The following is a 16747-nucleotide window of genomic DNA, read 5'->3' on the forward strand; positions in this document are numbered from 1 at the left end:
TCTGGCAACAGCAGGGAGACGGGAAAGTTTTTGTTGGTAGTTGGGCGGATAGTTATTGGGCGGGGCGCTCCCTGGAATTACCTATCGGATATCAAACTAATTTTGGGATTTCCAATCGCGCAAATATTGCTTGTATTCCTAGATTGAGGCCTGGAGTTCTATTAAATAATAGTTACGCCACAAAGGTTTATCTATCAGGAAATTTTATGAATGTTACCTGGAGCGCGGACCCGTGGACCAGCAAATAAAAAGAATTATTTCGCGGCTATATCCTGAAATTAATAGCGGGTTACATTTGCCAATACTGGCAAAAGTGGTAGCGATTAGCGATCCCATGCAACAACAGGAACTAGCGGAAGAGTATCGCCCACGCTACGGGGTAGACGTACAGGTTTTAAGGCCAGACGGCCTGGCGGATGAAGAGCTTCCTATTTTTCGTAGTGTACCGTTACCGCTGCAAAATTCAGGCAATGAACGCGGCGCGTTTGGTTTCCCACAACCTGGGACGGTGGTTGAATTGACTTTTGCCTATGGCCAGCCAGATCAGCCATTTATTCGGACGGTATTGTCGCGTGGGGTAGGGGTTCCAACGCTCGACCGTGAGGATTTAGCCTGGCAGCAAAGCGACTCAGTACGGCAAAGAGTAGACGCCCACGCAGAGTGGAGCCGGGAGACCCATGGGGATATTCGGGAAAATTCACTACGCAGAATTATTGAAGCGGCAGAGTTGCAAACCCGCTGCGACAGTGAATACCGACAAGTTAAAGAACACTCTATAGATGAAATTGCAGGGGTAAAAATAATTGAAGCCCTTGGGGCTTTACGCTTCTTATCGGGTGGTAGTCTGAACTTATCAGCGCTGGACAATCTAAATATTACAACCGCCAGTGATATTAATATTTCAGCAGGGCGCGACTTAAAAGAACAGATCGGAAATATTCGGGAATCTATCGCCAAAGCGGAACAAACTATTAAGGTAAAAAACGGCGGTAAGGTTTGGTTGGGGAGCGAAGCTTTAAACGTGCTAAAAGTGCTTGAGGACTTAATCGGCGTAGTATCGGCCCTCGCTGGTACGCTGGCGACTCACTCACACCCAAGCAGCGGGCAGAAGCCAACACAAGATGCCGCAATCACAGCACACCAAACTAGCGCAGACAATTTGAAATCGCAGCTAACGCCAATAGTGGCTTAAGCTGATTACTTAAAAGTAGGGGACAGGCATGAAAGGGAAAAATAATAGATACGCAATTTTTGCAGGTAGGGTTCATTTGATGAATGGAGGGGCAAACAGCTTTAAGGTTGCAGCACCTACCAAGAAAGAGGCAATGGAGCTGGCGGAAGAGATTGCTCAGTCAGAGAAGGCCGTTTTTTATTCTTGGTTGCAAATCCTGGATATTGTAACCGGAACTTATGCAGAGTATTCAATAAAAAGGGGAGGGGTGTTGGAGGAGAGGAGGGGTTCATCTTGCTAGGGGGGCGGTTTATCCGTCCCCCTCTGCGATAGCGATTTATCCATACACAAGGATGGGCTACTGGTTCGTCATTGGCCCAAAGAAAATTTAAACATCGGAAAAATGTATTGCAGTCAGAATTATAATGTTTTTCCGGTTGTGATTTACTAAAGAATTCTTTTTACCCTTCTAACCTTTGCGGGATCGACAATAGGGGCGTCAGGGTCTTTTTTAGCCCTTTCCTCAGCTTCTTTGTTGCTCATTGCGCGAACTTTGCTTACATTAAATTCGGGGGCCACTGCGGTCCCTTTTATATGATTCTTTGAGCTTATTTTAGTCATTATCTCTGTTCCTTCTTCTGATTTTGACTTCTTTTATCTCTTCTTCGGTGAAGGGTAGGGAATCAGGGTCACTTTTAGCTCTTTCTTCTATATCCTCATCGGATAATTCATCAGCCTTCGTGAAATCTATGTCTCTGTTGTCAATGGGGTTTTCTTTTGAGTGCTCTTTTCGGATAATTTTTCCCATCACTAATACCCTCCTGATTCATAAAGCTTTCTTTCAGATTTAGTAGCCTTGCGAACTGAAATAAGACGTGTGACGCCTTTTTCTCGCATTGTGTACACAACATACAGTAGCTTGGTTCTGTTGTCTAAACCAATAAGAATATATCTTTCCTCTCCGTAGTCTATTCTATTGTCTTCAAATTCGATTGCGTTTAAATCATCAAAAGCTGGAATGCCGGCCCTTAAGGGCATTTCATGTTTTTGTTGATTTAGTCTATCTTTATCATCGTCCCATTCAAATAACATAATTGTTTCAATATCCCTGAAATCTAATACTGTTGCCAGTTGTCGTGTAAATATATGAGGCGCAATCCACGAAAGCGGGATGTGAATCTATCCTTGGTTGTTATGTGTCATCCGACCATAATTTTTGAAAATAATCTTTTGCTTCTTTCTCGACCACTTCTGGATTGAGGTGGGTAGGTTTAGTTTGGCTAATTATTTTTACAGGGTCTACGCCAGAATATTTAGCATATATTTTTATTTTTTTGTCATTTTGGTCATATTTCACAGAAAAGTTTATCTCGTTCTTTATGTCAGTAGGTTTGTTTTTGTTTCCTGAAACTTTTCCGTCTATCACTATTGAGAGTTGATAGATGAAAGTTTCTTTTGTATTAACGTAAGTTGATTCTCCGATAGATAACTCTCCTGAGAGCCCCTTTGATTTTAAAGTTTCCTCGATGTTAGTGAAAAAAGGTAGAAGATTATTTAATGCTTTTGCTGCCGATCTGTATCCTTCAAGACGTTCCTGTTCATCCCGTTGTTGTTTTAGTTTCCATTCGGCTTTTTCATTACGTTCTTTTTCAATTTTTTTATCAATTGCTTCGTTTAACCAGTCCATTATGAGTTTTCCTTTTAGTTTGTGTTGGGCACTGCCCCCTGATGAAAGCTGTATGCTCGAGACACATGGCATACTGCATATCGTAAAATGCTATTGGTTCACCTCAAAAAAATTTAAGGGGGTAACGTGAAACAGCTCTCCAGAATGGGATGTAACCAATTAAAAGTGAAATGCTTATTCCTAGAGCACCTTTAATATTGAATATCCCGCTGAGAGTTACCAAGGATGCTGCCACTGATAGGAATGAGATAAATAGCCATTTAAATACGAACTCTTTGCCTAGCCCATATGTTGCTGGCTTATCTCTTCGCAACCACAAAAAAATTATTACATACCCAATTAAGTAAAGAAGAATAATTTCGTTCATGGTGGAGGCTTGGCTTTTAATTTCCTAGTTATATAAGGCTGCTTGCAGAAGAGAGAGGCTAACACCTTGGAGCTTACCGTAGATACCTAACTTTCTCTTGGTCTTTACTTTCCATTTTTTCCCTTCCTGAATCTGAATTAGCTAGTAAGTCTGAAGGATTGGCCGAAAGTGCTTTTGGCGATTCCCCACGAAAAATTATCAATGATTAGATTTCAAAATCCTTCATAGGCTCTATTGGCCGCAAAATCTGTGAGTCTTCTTCTAACCCCTTAGATTCCTAGGGGGTCAAGCCAAGCTGTTTAAAAAACGTACCACAAAAAACGGTGCCGGTCACTCCTCCCCACGCCTGCCGATTTTTGGCACTCTTTTAGTTGATGAAATGAGACTAGCGGCCCTGGCCTGAGCTGGTGCGGGGTTTGGGTAAGAATTGAATTTCACACTTTGAAGAGTTGTGAAGAGAAATGAAGAGAAGTTTCACAAGGGGAAAGCAATAGATTGATGGTGTCCACATGTGGGCAAGGGGGAGTCAAAAAAATCCTGTGTGGACACAATGTGGACACTCTGGATCTTTTAAGCGCCATTCTTCAAAGTTGAGGGAAGGTATATCAGAATTAAAAAACCCGCGAAAGCTAGGGCTGACGCGGGTTTGAGAGATGGTACCAGAGGCCGGACTCGAACCGGCACGCTTTTAAGGGCGGGGGATTTTGAATCCCCTGTGTCTACCAATTTCACCACTCTGGCACTGTCGCTGCTCGACCTTGGGGTCGGTGCGAAGAGGGCGTGATTATAGCAATGCTTTGGCCTGGGTCAACCAGTGATTTCAATAACTTAGCGCATTTTCTGTCGTCCCAGTTAACAGCTCCTAAAATTTCCTATAACCTTCGCGACCTCTCCACAGTTTCTAATTTTTCAGGATTCCATGCAGCGTCAGGACTTTGACTTTCATCTGCCCGATGAGCTGATCGCCCGCGCGCCCACCGAGGAGCGCCGCGGCAGCCGTCTTTTGTGTTTGGATGGGCCCAGCGGGGCCATCACACACCGGCAGTTCCCAGATATTCTCGACCAGGTACAAATAGGTGACCTGATAGTTTTCAATGATACGCGGGTAATCCCGGCCCGCTTGTTCGCGCAGAAGGAGACCGGCGGCAAGTTGGAAATCCTGGTGGAGCGGGTGCTTAACAAAACGGATATCTGGGCTCATGTGCGCTCCAGTAAGTCGCCCAAGCCCGGCTCCAGCATCGTCCTTGAAGACGGCACCCGTATTGAGGTGACTGGCAGGAGGGATACGCTGTTCGAGTTGTCTTTCCCCAAAGACGAGGGCGTGCTGGCAATTCTCGATCGCCTCGGCCATATGCCGCTGCCTCCCTATATTGATCGCGAGGATGATGCCAGCGATCGCGAGCGTTACCAAACCGTGTACGGTTGTAATGCGGGGGCTGTGGCGGCGCCGACGGCGGGGCTGCACTTTGATAATGAATTGATTGGTGCGCTGCGGAATAAAGGTGCTGAGGTAGTCTTCGTTACCCTGCATGTGGGGGCGGGTACCTTCCAGCCGGTGCGTGTAGACAATATTCTCGAGCACCAGATGCACAGCGAAGTGCTGGATGTCTCCCAGGATGTGGTGGATGCCGTAGCCGCTTGCCGAGCCCGCAGTGGCAATGTGATCGCGGTGGGTACCACCAGTGTGCGCGCACTCGAAAGTGCGGCGCGCAGTGGCCAGTTGCAGGCCACGGTGGGGGAAACGGATATCTTTATTTATCCCGGCTATGAATTTCAGGTTGTGGATAAGTTGGTCACCAACTTCCACTTGCCGGAATCCACTTTATTGATGCTGGTGAGCGCCTTTGCGGGGTACCAGCATACGATGGCTGCTTATAAGGCCGCTGTTGAGGAGCGTTACCGCTTCTTTAGTTACGGTGATGCCATGTTTATTACCCGCGACCCTAATGCCCAAAAAGAAGAAGTAGCACCAGCGAAAGGAGATACCCCGTGAGCCGCGAATGTTTTATGCAGTTTGAAGTGGATACCACCGATGGCAAGGCCCGTCGTGGTCGTTTGCGTTTCCCTCGTGGTGTGGTGGAAACCCCGGCGTTTATGCCGGTGGGCACTTACGGCACCGTGAAAGGGATGTTGCCGAGGGATATCGAAGGTATCGGTGCACAGATTATTCTGGGCAATACCTTCCACTTGATGTTGCGTCCGGGTACCGAAGTAGTCAAAGCCCACGGCGACCTGCATGACTTCACTCAATGGTCCGGCCCGATTCTGACAGACTCCGGTGGCTTCCAGGTATTTAGCCTGGGTGAACTGCGCAAAATTACGGAAGAGGGGGTTTCCTTCCGCTCGCCGATTGATGGCAGTCCGGTATTTTTGGACCCGGAAGAATCCATGCGTGTTCAGCGGGATCTGGGTTCCGATATTGTAATGATCTTTGATGAGTGCACGCCTTATCCGGCCACTACTGATGAAGCGCGCAAGTCCATGGAGTTGTCTCTGCGCTGGGCGGAGCGTTCCAAGAAGTCGCACGGCGATAGCCCGTCGGCGCTGTTTGGTATTGTGCAGGGCGGTATGTTTCCAGAGCTGCGCGATGTTTCCCTGCGCGGTCTAGCGGAAATTGGTTTCGATGGCTATGCCATTGGCGGCCTGTCGGTGGGTGAGCCAAAAGATGAGATGATCAAGGTTTTGGATCACTTGGCTCACAAAATGCCGGAGGACAAGCCGCGCTATCTAATGGGTGTGGGCAAGCCGGAAGATATTGTCGAGGCGGTGCGCCGCGGTGTGGATATGTTCGACTGCGTAATGCCCACTCGCAATGCTCGCAACGGCCACCTGTTTACCTTCGAAGGTGTAGTGAAAATCCGCAACGCCAGGCATCGCCACGATACGGGCCCGCTGGAGGGGGAGTGCGATTGCTATACCTGTGAGAACTTCTCCCGCGCCTACCTGCATCACCTGGACCGCTGCGGTGAAATTCTGGGTGCGCAGCTGAACACCATTCACAATCTTCGCCACTACCAGCGTTTGATGCAAAAGCTGCGCGATGCCATTGCCGCCAATGAGCTGGAGGCCTATGTCGTGGAGTTCTACCGTGGCCTGGGGCGTGAGATTCCGCCGCTGGCGCCCTGATTAGTCGTCGTTTTCAACCTACCTGGGGTGCTGTTGGTCTCATTGCAGCACCTCTTTAATTTGTCCGATCCCCCGATCCCCGTATAATCAGCCCCCACTTTTATTGGGGACGGTGTACCTTGCATTCTGCGTATACTGCCCGCATATCCAGGCGAATTGCCAAGATTTACCGCCCCTCGGGGTCGCTATAGAACAATGAGAACAGCATGAATCGCTACCCGATCTGGAAGTACTTTCTGATTCTCGCGGTTGTGGCCTTTGGCCTGATCTACGCCGCGCCCAATCTTTACAAGCCGGACCCTGCCGTGCAGATTTCCGGGCAGTCCAGTGCCATGGTCATAGGCCCCGATGTGCTTGCGAATGCACAAAAAGCCCTGGATGAAGCGGGTATTACTTACTTCGGTGGTGAAGTTGGGAGTAAGGCAGTGCTGATCCGCTTGAACTCCATGGAGGAGCAGTTGCCGGCAAAGCGGGCGATTCAGGGGGCGCTTGGCCACAATGATTATGTGGTGGCGCTGAACCTGGCTTCCACCACGCCGCCGTGGTTAAGTGATATCGGTGCCAGCCCGATGAAGCTCGGTCTGGACCTGGCCGGTGGTGTGCACTTCCTGATGGAAGTGGATACCAACACTATCGTCAAAAACAATATGGAGAGTTACGAGCAGGAAGTTAAGAGCAAGTTGCGGGCGGCCAAGGCCCGTTATCGCAGTGTTGATTTGGTGGATGATCGCGAGATTATCGCCCGCTTCCGCAGTGAAGAGCTGCGCAGCCTGGCGCTTTCCACCATGCGCAAAGAATTCCCGCAGTTACAGCTGCGCGAACTGGGTAGCGGTGAGAACCTGGAGATCCGCGCTACCCTGACCGAGCAGGAAGTCAAGCAGCTGGAGGATTACGCGGTCTCGCAGAACCTCACCACTCTGCGCAACCGGGTGAACGAACTGGGTGTGGCCGAGCCGATTGTTCAGCGTCAGGGGCGCAACCGTATTGTTGTGGAGTTGCCGGGTGTTCAGGACACCGCAGCAGCCAAGCGGATTATCGGTAAGACCGCCAATCTCGAATACCGTATGGAGGCCCGCCCGGATGAGCTGGTTTCCAGTAAGGAATACTTCGAGTACCGGAATGAAACCCAGCGCCAAATGTACGGTGGTGCTTGGCTGGAGCGCCAGATCATTATCAAGGGTGACAGCGTCACCAATGCTCGCGTTGGCTACGATGAGAGCGGCTTCCCACAGGTGAATATCACCCTGGATGCGCGCGGTGGCGAGTTAATGCACAGGGCCACCTGGAAGAACGTCGGCCGCCGTATGGGCACTCTGTTTATTGAAACCCGCTTTGAGCCGGTAACCGAGATCGACGAAAACGGTAATGAAGTTACCGTGCAGAAGCGCACCGAAGAGCGAAAAATTATCAGCCTGGCCACGGTACAGAGTGCCCTGGGCAAGCAGTTCCGCACCACCGGCCTGGACAGCCCGGCTGAAGCCCAGGAACTGGCCCTGCTGCTGCGTGCCGGTGCCCTGGCTGCGCCGATGTACTTTGTGGAAGAGCGCGTGATTGGTCCATCTTTGGGTGCGGATAACATCAAAGTGGGTATTCAGTCGGTGGAGTACGGCTTGTTGGCGGTACTTATCTGTATGCTGATTTCCTACCGCGTATTTGGTTTGGCTGCGAACCTGGCCCTGGCAGTAAACCTGATCCTGCTGGTGGCGGTTATGTCGCTGCTGGGTGCAACCCTTACGCTGCCCGGTATCGCCGGTATCGTATTGACCGTGGGTATGGCGGTGGATGCCAATGTGCTTATCTTCTCGCGAATACGGGAGGAACTCAGGAATGGGATGCCTCCCCAAACAGCGATCACAGCCGGTTTTGACAATGCCTACAGCACTATTGTAGATGCCAATATCACCACCCTGATTGTGGCAGTTATCTTGTATGCCATCGGTTCTGGCCCGGTACAGGGCTTCGCGGTAACTCTGTCTATCGGTATTCTCACCTCCATGTTCAGCGCCATTATGGGTACGCGGGCGATTATTAATTTGTTCTACGGCGGTCGCCGTGTCCAGAAGCTCTGGATTTAAGGGAGTCAGTCATGAGTGAGAGCAAAGTGGAAAACGGCAAAATTACCGAGTACATGGGTAAGCGTGTCTATGACTTTATGCGCTGGCGCAAGCTTGCCGGGATTGTCTCGGTGGTGCTGGTACTGTCTTCTATCGCAGTGCTGGCTATTAATGGCCTGAAGTTTGGTCTGGACTTTACCGGTGGCACCCAGGTTGAGGTGGGCTACGAAGTAACGCCATTTATCGGTGATGTGCGCCGCCAGCTGGACGAGGCCGGTTACGATGGTGCTACGGTAGTTAATTTTGGTTCTGAAAGAGACCTGTTGATCAAGTTGCCGCCTTCGGTGACTGAGGAAGAAACGCAGGTTAGTGCCACCAATCAGGAGGTTGTGACGCCTATTGGCGACAAAGTCGTGCAGGTCCTTAAGGCCGGCAGCGAGGGCAATGTGGAGTTGCGTCGCGTTGAAATGGTCGGGCCTCAAGTTGGCGCAGAGCTGCGCGACGACGGTGGCTTGGGCATGATGGTGGCGCTGGTCTTGGTAATGATGTACGTCGCCTTGCGCTTCCAGTATAAGTTCTCTTTTGGCGCTGTGGCTGCTCTGGGCCACGATGTCATTATCGTGCTGGGCTTCTTTGCACTGTTGGGGTTGGACTTTGACCTGACGGTGATGGCGGCGGTGTTGGCGGTGATTGGTTACTCCTTGAACGATACCATTGTGGTATCAGACCGTATCCGCGAGAACTTCCGTAAGGTGCGCAAGGCTGAAGCTGAGGAGATTATCAATATCTCTATCAGCCAGACCCTCGGCCGTACCTTTATGACATCTTTCACTACTTTGTTGGTGCTTTGGGCGCTGCAATTCTTCGGTGGTGAGTTGATCCACAACTTCTCCTTGGCATTGATTGTGGGTGTGGTTGTGGGTACCTACTCCTCGGTATACGTGGCTGCGAATGTGCTGATGGCACTAAAAATCTCCAAAGAAGATCTGATGCCGCCGGTAAAAGAGGGTGCAGAGCTGGAAGAGATGCCCTGACTTTACAGGTGCGGGGCTGCGCGATTGCAGCCCTGTTCAAGCGGCCCCGGCCGCGCCCCACGGCTACGGTGTGCGGGGCGCTGTCGGGGTTTTTTATTGGAGGGCAGGTGATGTGCCGGTGCTACCAGCTTAAGCTCTGGGTTTTTTCCCGAGGGTGATGTGCTTAGGGCCGGAAGTATTGGTCTGGCCGCTTACACCTTTAGGCACCTGTTTGATCTCGCCACCTTCGGCGAGAAAAGCCTTTACCTGTTCTTCAATGCTTTCGCTGGTCTCAAGGGGGGTAGGCTGCTTGCGATTGGAAGAGGAGGATGCTTTTTTGGCCACGGCGCTTATCCGGTTTTTATGTATAAGCGAACATAATACAGTGTTTTGAACAAAAAATCACCCAAGTGGGCATAGTCTGCGCATAGCGTGTGTTTTGTCAACAAGTTTTGAGTATTTGTGTCGCTCTTGGGCAAATACCCACTTGCACTGAGCAGCCTGGTGGCTACTCAGTTTCTTCGGTGGCCGCTTCGGTTTCCAGGGGCCAGCCGCCCATCTCTTTCCACTTATTGACGATGCCGCAAAAGAGCGTTGCAGTTTTTTCTGCATCGTACTCTGCCGAGTGAGCGCAGTTGTTGTCAAATTCGATCCCCGCTACCTGACAAGCCTTGGCTAGTACGGTCTGGCCATAGGCGAGGCCGGCGAGACTGGCGGTATCGAAGCAGGAAAAGGGGTGGAACGGGTTGCGTTTGACACCACAGCGTTCCACCGCCGCATTGACGAAGCCCAGATCAAAATGTGCATTGTGGGCAACCACGACGGCGCGGGTGCAGCTGTGTTTTTTCACGGCACTGCGAATCTTGCGAAACAATTCCGGTATGGCAATCTCTTCCGGCCAGGCATCGCGCTCTGGCGATTCGAGATCGATGCCGATAAAGTCGAGAGCAGACTGCTCTACATTGGCGCCTTCAAAAGGCTCCAGGTGGAAACTGTGGGTCTCCAGCGGGAAGAGGGTGCCGCTGTCATCCATGTCCAGGATAACCGCTGAAACCTCCAGCAATGCGTCGGTACGGGCGTTAAAGCCGCCGGTCTCTAGGTCGATTACCACGGGCAGAAAGCCTCGGAATCGCTGGGCGAGAGAGCTTTTTGGTCCTGTGGGTTCTTCCGCGGGTGTCACAGTGATTCCTTGTAAATCTTGTCTTCAGGCCGGCAATTGCGGGCACTGGTAGGGCTGGGTGGTGTGTTCAAGTTGGCGCACCCGCAGGGAGAAACTTCCCCACAAGCACTGTAATCAGGCAGTACCCAATTATACAAGTTGCCAGTTTAAGGTTTCACCGGCCGCGAGGGGAATCAGATTTTCTCCTCCCATTGCCAGTTTTTCCGGCAGGGTCCAGGGGCTTTTGGCCAAAGTGATGGTGTCCTGGTTGCGTGGCAGCTCATAAAAGTCCGGCCCAAACTCACTGGCGAAACCCTCGAGTTTGTCGAGTTTGCCCGCGCGCTCGAAGACTTCTGCGTACAGCTCGATCGCCGAGTAAGCGGTATAGCAACCCGCGCAGCCACAGGCGTGCTCTTTTTTGTGGCGGGCGTGGGGGGCTGAGTCGGTACCCAGGAAGAATTTTGGATTGCCGCTGGTGGCCGCTTCAATCAGTGCGTTCTGGTGATATCCACGCTTGAGAATTGGCAGGCAGTAAAAGTGCGGCTGGATGCCGCCCACTAACATGTGGTTGCGATTGTACAGCAGGTGGTGTGCAGTAATGGTTGCGGCAACACCTTCGCGGGCGCCCTGAACAAATTCAGCCGCTTGTGCGGTGGTGATATGTTCAAACACCACTTTTAGGGTAGGAAAATCGTCTACCAGGCGGGAGAGGGTCTTTTCAATAAAGACGTGTTCGCGATCGAAGATATCAATATCACTGGTGGTTACTTCTCCGTGAACCAGCAGCTTCATTCCGCAGGTCTGCATCTCCTCCAGTGCTGAGTAGATGTTGGTGATATCGGTTACACCGGAATCGGAATTGGTGGTCGCGCCAGCGGGGTACAGTTTTGCGGCGATAATTCCGGCCGCATGGGCTTGACGGATGATAGCGGCATCCGTCTTGTCGGTGAGGTAGATCACCATCAGCGGTTCAAACGGGGTGCCGGCGGGAATCTGTGCACAAATCCGCTCTTTATAAGCCGTGGCGCTCTCGGCATCGGTTACCGGTGGTACTAGGTTTGGCATCACTATCGCACGGCGAAATTGTCGTGCGGCATCGGGTACTGTGCGCTCGAGAGCGGCGCCATCGCGCAGGTGAATATGCCAGTCGTCAGGGGCGCGAAGAGTGATTTGCTCCGTCATGGTACTCCGTGGTGCTTTTTACCGTAGTGAGTCGTTGTGCGGCGCGCATGCTACCCGATGCGCTGCAAAATTGCGATGCACGGGGGGTTAAAAATTAATCAATTGCGTTGGCAGGCGCCATGGTGCTAGTCGATCGCGATCATAGGCGCTACAATCGCGCCCCGACAAAGAGTGTGGGTATTACTGTGCCCGCAAATTACCGATCCTGGGCATATCTCCAAGAATAACTCCCCCAGACCGACACCAAATTTGCGCAATGGCGATTCGCGTTGCTGCGCTATTGTCGTGGCGGCGTTTTTCCGGCAGCAGAGGACAGCAATGAGCAAAATCGAAAAGGTGGTACTGGCATATTCCGGTGGTTTGGATACGTCCGTAATCGTGCGTTGGTTGCAGGATACCTACAACTGTGAGGTGGTGACCTTCACCGCAGACATCGGCCAGGGTGAAGAGGTGGAACCGGCCAGAGCTAAGGCCGAGGCACTCGGTATTAAAGAGATTTATATCGACGATCTGCGCGAGGAATATGTTCGCGATTTCGTTTTCCCGATGTTCCGTGCCAATGCGATTTACGAGGGTGAATACCTGTTAGGCACCTCTATTGCGCGTCCACTGATTGCCAAGCGCCTGATTGAGATTGCCAACGAGACCGGTGCCGATGCGATTTCCCACGGTGCCACCGGCAAGGGCAACGACCAGGTGCGCTTTGAGTTGGGTGCCTATGCACTGAAGCCAGGTATTCAGGTAATTGCGCCCTGGCGTGAGTGGGACCTGAACTCCCGCAAAAAACTGATGGAGTACTGCGAGCAGCGTAATATTCCAGTGGATTTCTCTTCCGGTAAAAAGAAATCCCCCTATTCGATGGACGCCAACCTGCTGCATATTTCCTATGAGGGCGGCAATCTTGAAGATCCCTGGGCGGAAGCCGAAGAGGATATGTGGCGTTGGAGCGTGAGCCCGGAAGCTGCGCCGGAAGAGCCGACCTATATCACTGTCGGTTTTGAAAAAGGCGATCCGGTATCGATCGATGATGAGCGTTTGAGCCCTGCCACCCTGCTGGAAAAGCTGAACAAACTGGGTGGTGACAACGGTATTGGCCGCTTGGATATCGTAGAAAACCGTTACGTGGGCATGAAGTCTCGCGGATGCTATGAAACGCCCGGCGGCACTATTTTGATGAAGGCGCACAGGGCCATTGAGTCGATCACGCTGGATCGTGAAGTCGCCCATATGAAAGATTCTCTAATGCCCCGCTACGCCGAGTTGGTCTACAACGGTTACTGGTGGTCTCCGGAGCGCCGTATGCTGCAGGCTGCGATTGATGAATCCCAGGATGTGGTGAACGGTGAGGTTCGCCTCAAACTGTACAAAGGCAGTGTGAGTGCGGTTGGCCGCCGCTCTGCGGAGAGTCTCTTCGATGAGCGTATCGCTACCTTCGAAGACGATGCTGGGGCTTATGACCAGAAAGATGCGGAGGGCTTTATCAAGCTCAACGCCCTGCGCCTGCGCATTGCCGCTGGTAAAGGAAGAAAATTGATTTAGATCAGCAATAGCCGGACAGGGATGCGCTTAAATCCTTATCCGGCTAATAGTAACAGTTATGAGTGACACATAACTGCTGCAGACTCTCTGGTGGGCCAGTCCTGCACAGTGGAACCAAATCTTAAAAGCAACGGAAGTAAAAACATGACGACAACGGTGGCAAAGACCGGCCCTGTGCCGGACTATGACTACAATATCGTGCGCCAGTTCACCATCATGTCCGTGGTCTGGGGCATTTTTGGTATGGGCATGGGCGTATTGATCGCAGCCCAGTTGGCCTGGCCTGCACTCAATGATATCTGGCAGCCATTCTCCCACTTCGGGCGTTTGCGGCCCCTGCACACCAATGCGGTAATTTTTGCCTTTGGTGGTAGCGTGCTATTTGCGACTTCCTATTACGTGGTGCAGCGCACCTGTCAGGTTCGGCTTTGGGGTGGCTGGTTGATTCCCTTTACCTTCTGGGGATGGCAGGCGGTGATTGTGGCGGCGGCGATTACCCTGCCAATGGGATTCACCTCTACCAAGGAATACGCTGAGCTTGAGTGGCCCATCGATATCCTGATCGCACTGGTTTGGGTTGCCTACGCACTGGTATTTTTTGGCACCATCGTTAAACGCAAAACCTCCCACATCTATGTGGCGAACTGGTTCTTTGGCGCTTACATTGTCACTATTGCTGTACTCCATATTATTAATAATTTGGAGATTCCGGTTGCTCCGTTCAAGTCCTACTCTATCTATTCGGGTACCAAGGACGCAATGATCCAGTGGTGGTATGGCCACAACGCCGTGGGCTTCTTCCTGACGGCTGCATTCCTCGGCATCATGTACTACTTCGTACCGAAGCAGGCCGGCCGCCCAATTTATTCCTACCAGCTGTCCATCATTCACTTCTGGGCACTGATCTCCCTGTACGTTTGGGCCGGTGGTCACCACTTGCACTACTCAGCGCTGCCCGATTGGGCTCAGAGCCTGGCGATGGTGATGTCCCTGATTCTGCTGGCACCTTCTTGGGGCGGTATGATCAACGGCATCATGACGTTGTCCGGCGCTTGGCATAAGCTGCGCACCGACCCGACCCTGCGCTTCCTGGTGGTATCCCTGTCCTTTTATGGTATGTCTACCTTTGAAGGTCCGATGATGTCTATCAAGACCGTGAACGCCCTTTCTCACAATACCGACTGGACTATCGGCCATGTACATTCCGGTGCATTGGGCTGGGTTGCCATGATTTCCATCGGTGCCCTGTATCACCTGGTTCCAGTACTGTGGAAGCGTCGCGAAATGTACAGTACCAAGCTGATCAACGCGCACTTCTGGCTGGCCACTGTCGGCACTGTGCTTTATATCGCTGCGATGTGGGTGAACGGCATTACCCAAGGGCTGATGTGGAGTGCATTCAACGCCGATGGCACCCTGGCTTACAGCTTCGTGGATAGTGTTGTTGCGAGCCATCCGGGTTACGTCGTGCGCTGGTTGGGCGGTGCTATGTTCCTGGTGGGTATGCTGCTGATGGCTTACAACGTTTACCGCACGATTACCCAAAGAGTAAACGACGCTGCAGCCGATAACACCGTTCGTGCAGTGCCTGCGGCATAGGAGTTTAGATTGTGAAGAATCATGACCTCGTAGAAAAAAACATCGGCTGGATGATCTTTTTCATCATTATCGCCATCAGCTTTGGCGCACTGGTTGAGATCGTTCCGCAATTTTTTACCAAGGATAACTACACACCCCTGCCGGGCCAGAAGCCGTTGACGGCAGTGCAATTGGAAGGTCGCGATATTTATATTCGCGAAGGCTGTCACGTTTGCCACACGCAGATGATTCGTCCTCTGCGTGCGGAAGTTGAGCGTTATGGCCACTACTCCATGGCACAGGAATCTATTTACGAGCACCCCTTCCTGTGGGGCTCCAAGCGCACCGGTCCCGACCTGGCGCGCGTGGGGGGAGGACTCTATTCGGATAAGTGGCACCGGGAGCATTTGTACAATCCGCGCATCCGTGTGCCTCAATCCATTATGCCGGCCTATCCATGGTTGTTCGACAATGTAGTAACCGGTGAATACACCGCACGTAAGATGGAGGCGCTGCGCTTCGTCGGTGTGCCCTACACCGACGAAGATATCGCCACTGCCGCCGAGCCTTTCGAAGGTGGCAAGGTGATGGAAATTGATGCGTTGGTCGCTTACTTGCAGCAGCTGGGTACCCTGGTTACCCAAAAACGCTAATAGCGAGGAAGGAAGCTCGTGACTATAGAAACATTGCGGGAAATCGGTTTGGTTCTTGGAGCAGTGGCTTTTCTGGCAGTTTGCTGGTGGGCCTTCTCGCCGAAGCGCAAGAAGCGCTTCGACGAAGATGCCAATTTGCCATTTGCCGATGAAGAGCAACAAGCCGACAAGGAGAAGTCGGCCGCTCAGCAGGACGAATCCAATTCCGGGGAAAAACCCGGAGCCAATCGAAAACAGGGGCAGGATAAGTAATGAGTACATTCTGGAGTGTGTGGGTAATTGTGCTCACCCTCGCCAATCTGGCGTTGATTACCTGGGTGTTGTTCGCCAACCGAAAAGTGGCGGTGGACGATCAGGCCGAACCGGAAAACAAAACAACAGGCCATGTCTACGACGGTATTGAGGAGTACGATAACCCTCTGCCCAAGTGGTGGTTCATGCTGTTCATCGTCACGCTGGTATTCTCAGTGGGATACCTGGTGATCTATCCGGGTATGGGTAATTTCAAAGGGGTAAGTGGCTGGTCATCGGTGGGTGCCCTGGAAGCTTCCCAGGCTGAGGCCCAGGAAAAATTCCACGAAACTTTCGGTAAGTACAAAGACATGCCGATTGAGGAAATTGCTCAAACTCCTCAGGCGATCAAGATGGGTTCGCGAATTTTCGCTAACAACTGCGCCGTGTGTCACGGTGCCGATGCTGGCGGTTATTTGGGTTTTCCCAACCTGACCGATAATGCCTGGCTGTATGGCGGTACTCCGGAGAAAATCCTGGAGACCCTGAACAACGGCCGTCAGGGTATGATGCCTCCGCAGGGGCCGGTGATTGGCGAAGAAGGTGTTGTGAATGCCACGGAATACGTGCTCTCCCTGAATGGCCTGGCCCATGATGCCCCTATGGCTGTCGAGGGTAAGAAAGTATTTAATACGGTGTGTATGGCGTGTCACGGTATGGACGCCAAGGGTAACCAAGCCCTGGGTGCCCCGAACCTGACTGACAATATCTGGTTGTACGGCAGCAAGCGTGAGCAGATCCAGCAGACTATTCGCGGAGGTCGGACCAATATAATGCCCGCGCAGAAAGACAAACTGCGAGAAGACAAGATTCGCCTGGTGGCGGCTTATGTCTATAGCCTGTCCCAACAGGATGAGGAACAGCAGTAATTAACGATTGAGGCCCGGCATTTGCCGGGCCTTGTTTTTTCAAGGGACTCCGGGCGCT

The 16747-nt window shown here is 51.8% G+C and carries 19 protein-coding genes and 1 tRNA gene; 12 read left to right on the forward strand and 8 right to left on the reverse strand.

Annotated features, from left to right (window positions below; translation table 11 throughout):
* The 3 genes from MO867_RS07355 to MO867_RS07365 form a co-directional block, all read left to right on the forward strand.
* The coding region (locus MO867_RS07355; RefSeq protein ID WP_252465670.1) for a hypothetical protein at positions 1-248 on the forward strand (248 nt) is incomplete at its 5' end.
* Positions 233-1192, forward strand: a complete 960-nt coding sequence (locus tag MO867_RS07360) for a hypothetical protein (protein ID WP_252465672.1) — start codon at positions 233-235, stop codon at positions 1190-1192. The genes MO867_RS07355 and MO867_RS07360, both read left to right, overlap by 16 nt.
* Before the next feature lie 28 nt (positions 1193-1220).
* Positions 1221-1472 carry a hypothetical protein gene (locus tag MO867_RS07365; protein ID WP_252465673.1) on the forward strand — a complete coding sequence of 84 codons (252 nt, stop codon included), beginning with the start codon at positions 1221-1223 and terminating at the stop codon, positions 1470-1472.
* Between the two features lie 146 nt (positions 1473-1618).
* Here the strand turns inward: MO867_RS07365 and MO867_RS07370 are convergent, their stop codons facing one another.
* The 5 genes from MO867_RS07370 to MO867_RS07390 form a co-directional block, all read right to left on the reverse strand.
* Positions 1619-1792: a hypothetical protein gene (locus tag MO867_RS07370; protein WP_252465674.1), complete on the reverse strand. Its 174-nt coding sequence runs from the start codon at positions 1790-1792 to the stop codon at positions 1619-1621.
* On the reverse strand, positions 1785-1979 hold the full coding sequence (locus tag MO867_RS07375) for a hypothetical protein (RefSeq protein WP_252465675.1): 195 nt from the start codon (positions 1977-1979) through the stop codon (positions 1785-1787). The genes MO867_RS07370 and MO867_RS07375 overlap by 8 nt, the downstream gene beginning before the upstream one ends.
* A 2-nt stretch (positions 1980-1981) precedes the next feature.
* The gene (locus MO867_RS07380; RefSeq protein ID WP_252465676.1) at positions 1982-2263 is read right to left on the reverse strand and encodes a BrnT family toxin; all 282 of its coding nucleotides are present in this window, start codon (positions 2261-2263) and stop codon (positions 1982-1984) included.
* A 100-nt stretch (positions 2264-2363) separates the two neighbouring features.
* Positions 2364-2858 (reverse strand): hypothetical protein, encoded by a 495-nt coding sequence (locus MO867_RS07385; protein ID WP_252465677.1) that lies wholly within the window; start codon positions 2856-2858, stop codon positions 2364-2366.
* Between the two features lie 1021 nt (positions 2859-3879).
* Positions 3880-3966: transfer RNA gene (locus MO867_RS07390), tRNA-Leu, on the reverse strand.
* Positions 3967-4144: 178 nt separating this feature from the next.
* Between MO867_RS07390 and queA the strand changes: the two genes are divergently transcribed.
* From queA to secF, 4 genes are all read left to right on the forward strand, one after another.
* On the forward strand, positions 4145-5218 hold the full coding sequence (gene queA, locus MO867_RS07395; protein WP_252465678.1) for a tRNA preQ1(34) S-adenosylmethionine ribosyltransferase-isomerase QueA: 1074 nt from the start codon (positions 4145-4147) through the stop codon (positions 5216-5218).
* 14 nt (positions 5219-5232) lie between these two features.
* Positions 5233-6351, forward strand: coding sequence for a tRNA guanosine(34) transglycosylase Tgt (tgt, locus tag MO867_RS07400; protein ID WP_256473868.1), 1119 nt, complete (start codon positions 5233-5235; stop codon positions 6349-6351).
* A gap of 206 nt (positions 6352-6557) precedes the next feature.
* Positions 6558-8426, forward strand: a complete 1869-nt coding sequence (gene secD, locus MO867_RS07405; protein ID WP_252465680.1) for a protein translocase subunit SecD — start codon at positions 6558-6560, stop codon at positions 8424-8426.
* An 11-nt stretch (positions 8427-8437) separates the two neighbouring features.
* Positions 8438-9439, forward strand: a complete 1002-nt coding sequence (gene secF / locus MO867_RS07410; RefSeq protein ID WP_252465681.1) for a protein translocase subunit SecF — start codon at positions 8438-8440, stop codon at positions 9437-9439.
* A gap of 129 nt (positions 9440-9568) precedes the next feature.
* On the opposite strand, the gene MO867_RS07415 is transcribed toward secF, so the two are convergent.
* From MO867_RS07415 to pyrC, 3 genes are all read right to left on the reverse strand, one after another.
* Complete coding sequence (locus MO867_RS07415) at positions 9569-9763, reverse strand: PFL_1563 family small protein (protein ID WP_252465682.1); 195 nt, start codon at positions 9761-9763, stop codon at positions 9569-9571.
* A gap of 163 nt (positions 9764-9926) precedes the next feature.
* The gene (gene rnt / locus MO867_RS07420; RefSeq protein WP_252465684.1) at positions 9927-10598 is read right to left on the reverse strand and encodes a ribonuclease T; all 672 of its coding nucleotides are present in this window, start codon (positions 10596-10598) and stop codon (positions 9927-9929) included.
* A 129-nt stretch (positions 10599-10727) separates the two neighbouring features.
* Positions 10728-11759, reverse strand: coding sequence for a dihydroorotase (gene pyrC / locus MO867_RS07425; protein ID WP_252465686.1), 1032 nt, complete (start codon positions 11757-11759; stop codon positions 10728-10730).
* Between the two features lie 318 nt (positions 11760-12077).
* Between pyrC and MO867_RS07430 the strand changes: the two genes are divergently transcribed.
* The 5 genes from MO867_RS07430 to ccoP all read left to right on the forward strand — a co-directional run bounded on the left by MO867_RS07430 (position 12078) and on the right by ccoP (position 16689).
* Positions 12078-13298: an argininosuccinate synthase gene (locus MO867_RS07430; RefSeq protein ID WP_252465687.1), complete on the forward strand. Its 1221-nt coding sequence runs from the start codon at positions 12078-12080 to the stop codon at positions 13296-13298.
* Positions 13299-13442: 144 nt separating this feature from the next.
* Positions 13443-14897: a cytochrome-c oxidase, cbb3-type subunit I gene (gene ccoN / locus MO867_RS07435; protein WP_252465688.1), complete on the forward strand. Its 1455-nt coding sequence runs from the start codon at positions 13443-13445 to the stop codon at positions 14895-14897.
* Between the two features lie 11 nt (positions 14898-14908).
* On the forward strand, positions 14909-15529 hold the full coding sequence (gene ccoO, locus MO867_RS07440; RefSeq protein WP_252465689.1) for a cytochrome-c oxidase, cbb3-type subunit II: 621 nt from the start codon (positions 14909-14911) through the stop codon (positions 15527-15529).
* An 18-nt stretch (positions 15530-15547) separates the two neighbouring features.
* Positions 15548-15781 carry a cbb3-type cytochrome oxidase subunit 3 gene (locus MO867_RS07445; protein ID WP_252465690.1) on the forward strand — a complete coding sequence of 78 codons (234 nt, stop codon included), beginning with the start codon at positions 15548-15550 and terminating at the stop codon, positions 15779-15781.
* Complete coding sequence (gene ccoP / locus MO867_RS07450; protein WP_252465691.1) at positions 15781-16689, forward strand: cytochrome-c oxidase, cbb3-type subunit III; 909 nt, start codon at positions 15781-15783, stop codon at positions 16687-16689. Before MO867_RS07445 ends, ccoP begins: the two co-directional genes overlap by 1 nt.
* The last annotated feature ends 58 nt before the right edge of the window (positions 16690-16747 follow it).

Source organism: Microbulbifer okhotskensis, from assembly GCF_023895975.1.
Taxonomy (GTDB): Bacteria; Pseudomonadota; Gammaproteobacteria; order Pseudomonadales; family Cellvibrionaceae; genus Microbulbifer; species Microbulbifer okhotskensis.

Excerpts from the sequence above, each read along its gene's own strand:
- MO867_RS07365 (WP_252465673.1), top strand. The coding sequence starts at position 1,221 with ATGAAAGGGAAAAATAATAGATACGCAATTTTTGCAGGTAGGGTTCAT.
- MO867_RS07370 (WP_252465674.1), bottom strand. The coding sequence starts at position 1,792 with ATGACTAAAATAAGCTCAAAGAATCATATAAAAGGGACCGCAGTGGCC.
- MO867_RS07375 (WP_252465675.1), bottom strand. The coding sequence starts at position 1,979 with ATGGGAAAAATTATCCGAAAAGAGCACTCAAAAGAAAACCCCATTGAC.
- MO867_RS07380 (WP_252465676.1), bottom strand. The coding sequence starts at position 2,263 with ATGTTATTTGAATGGGACGATGATAAAGATAGACTAAATCAACAAAAA.
- MO867_RS07385 (WP_252465677.1), bottom strand. The coding sequence starts at position 2,858 with ATGGACTGGTTAAACGAAGCAATTGATAAAAAAATTGAAAAAGAACGT.
- queA (WP_252465678.1), top strand. The coding sequence starts at position 4,145 with ATGCAGCGTCAGGACTTTGACTTTCATCTGCCCGATGAGCTGATCGCC.
- tgt (WP_256473868.1), top strand. The coding sequence starts at position 5,233 with ATGCAGTTTGAAGTGGATACCACCGATGGCAAGGCCCGTCGTGGTCGT.
- secD (WP_252465680.1), top strand. The coding sequence starts at position 6,558 with ATGAATCGCTACCCGATCTGGAAGTACTTTCTGATTCTCGCGGTTGTG.
- secF (WP_252465681.1), top strand. The coding sequence starts at position 8,438 with ATGAGTGAGAGCAAAGTGGAAAACGGCAAAATTACCGAGTACATGGGT.
- pyrC (WP_252465686.1), bottom strand. The coding sequence starts at position 11,759 with ATGACGGAGCAAATCACTCTTCGCGCCCCTGACGACTGGCATATTCAC.
- MO867_RS07430 (WP_252465687.1), top strand. The coding sequence starts at position 12,078 with ATGAGCAAAATCGAAAAGGTGGTACTGGCATATTCCGGTGGTTTGGAT.
- ccoN (WP_252465688.1), top strand. The coding sequence starts at position 13,443 with ATGACGACAACGGTGGCAAAGACCGGCCCTGTGCCGGACTATGACTAC.
- ccoP (WP_252465691.1), top strand. The coding sequence starts at position 15,781 with ATGAGTACATTCTGGAGTGTGTGGGTAATTGTGCTCACCCTCGCCAAT.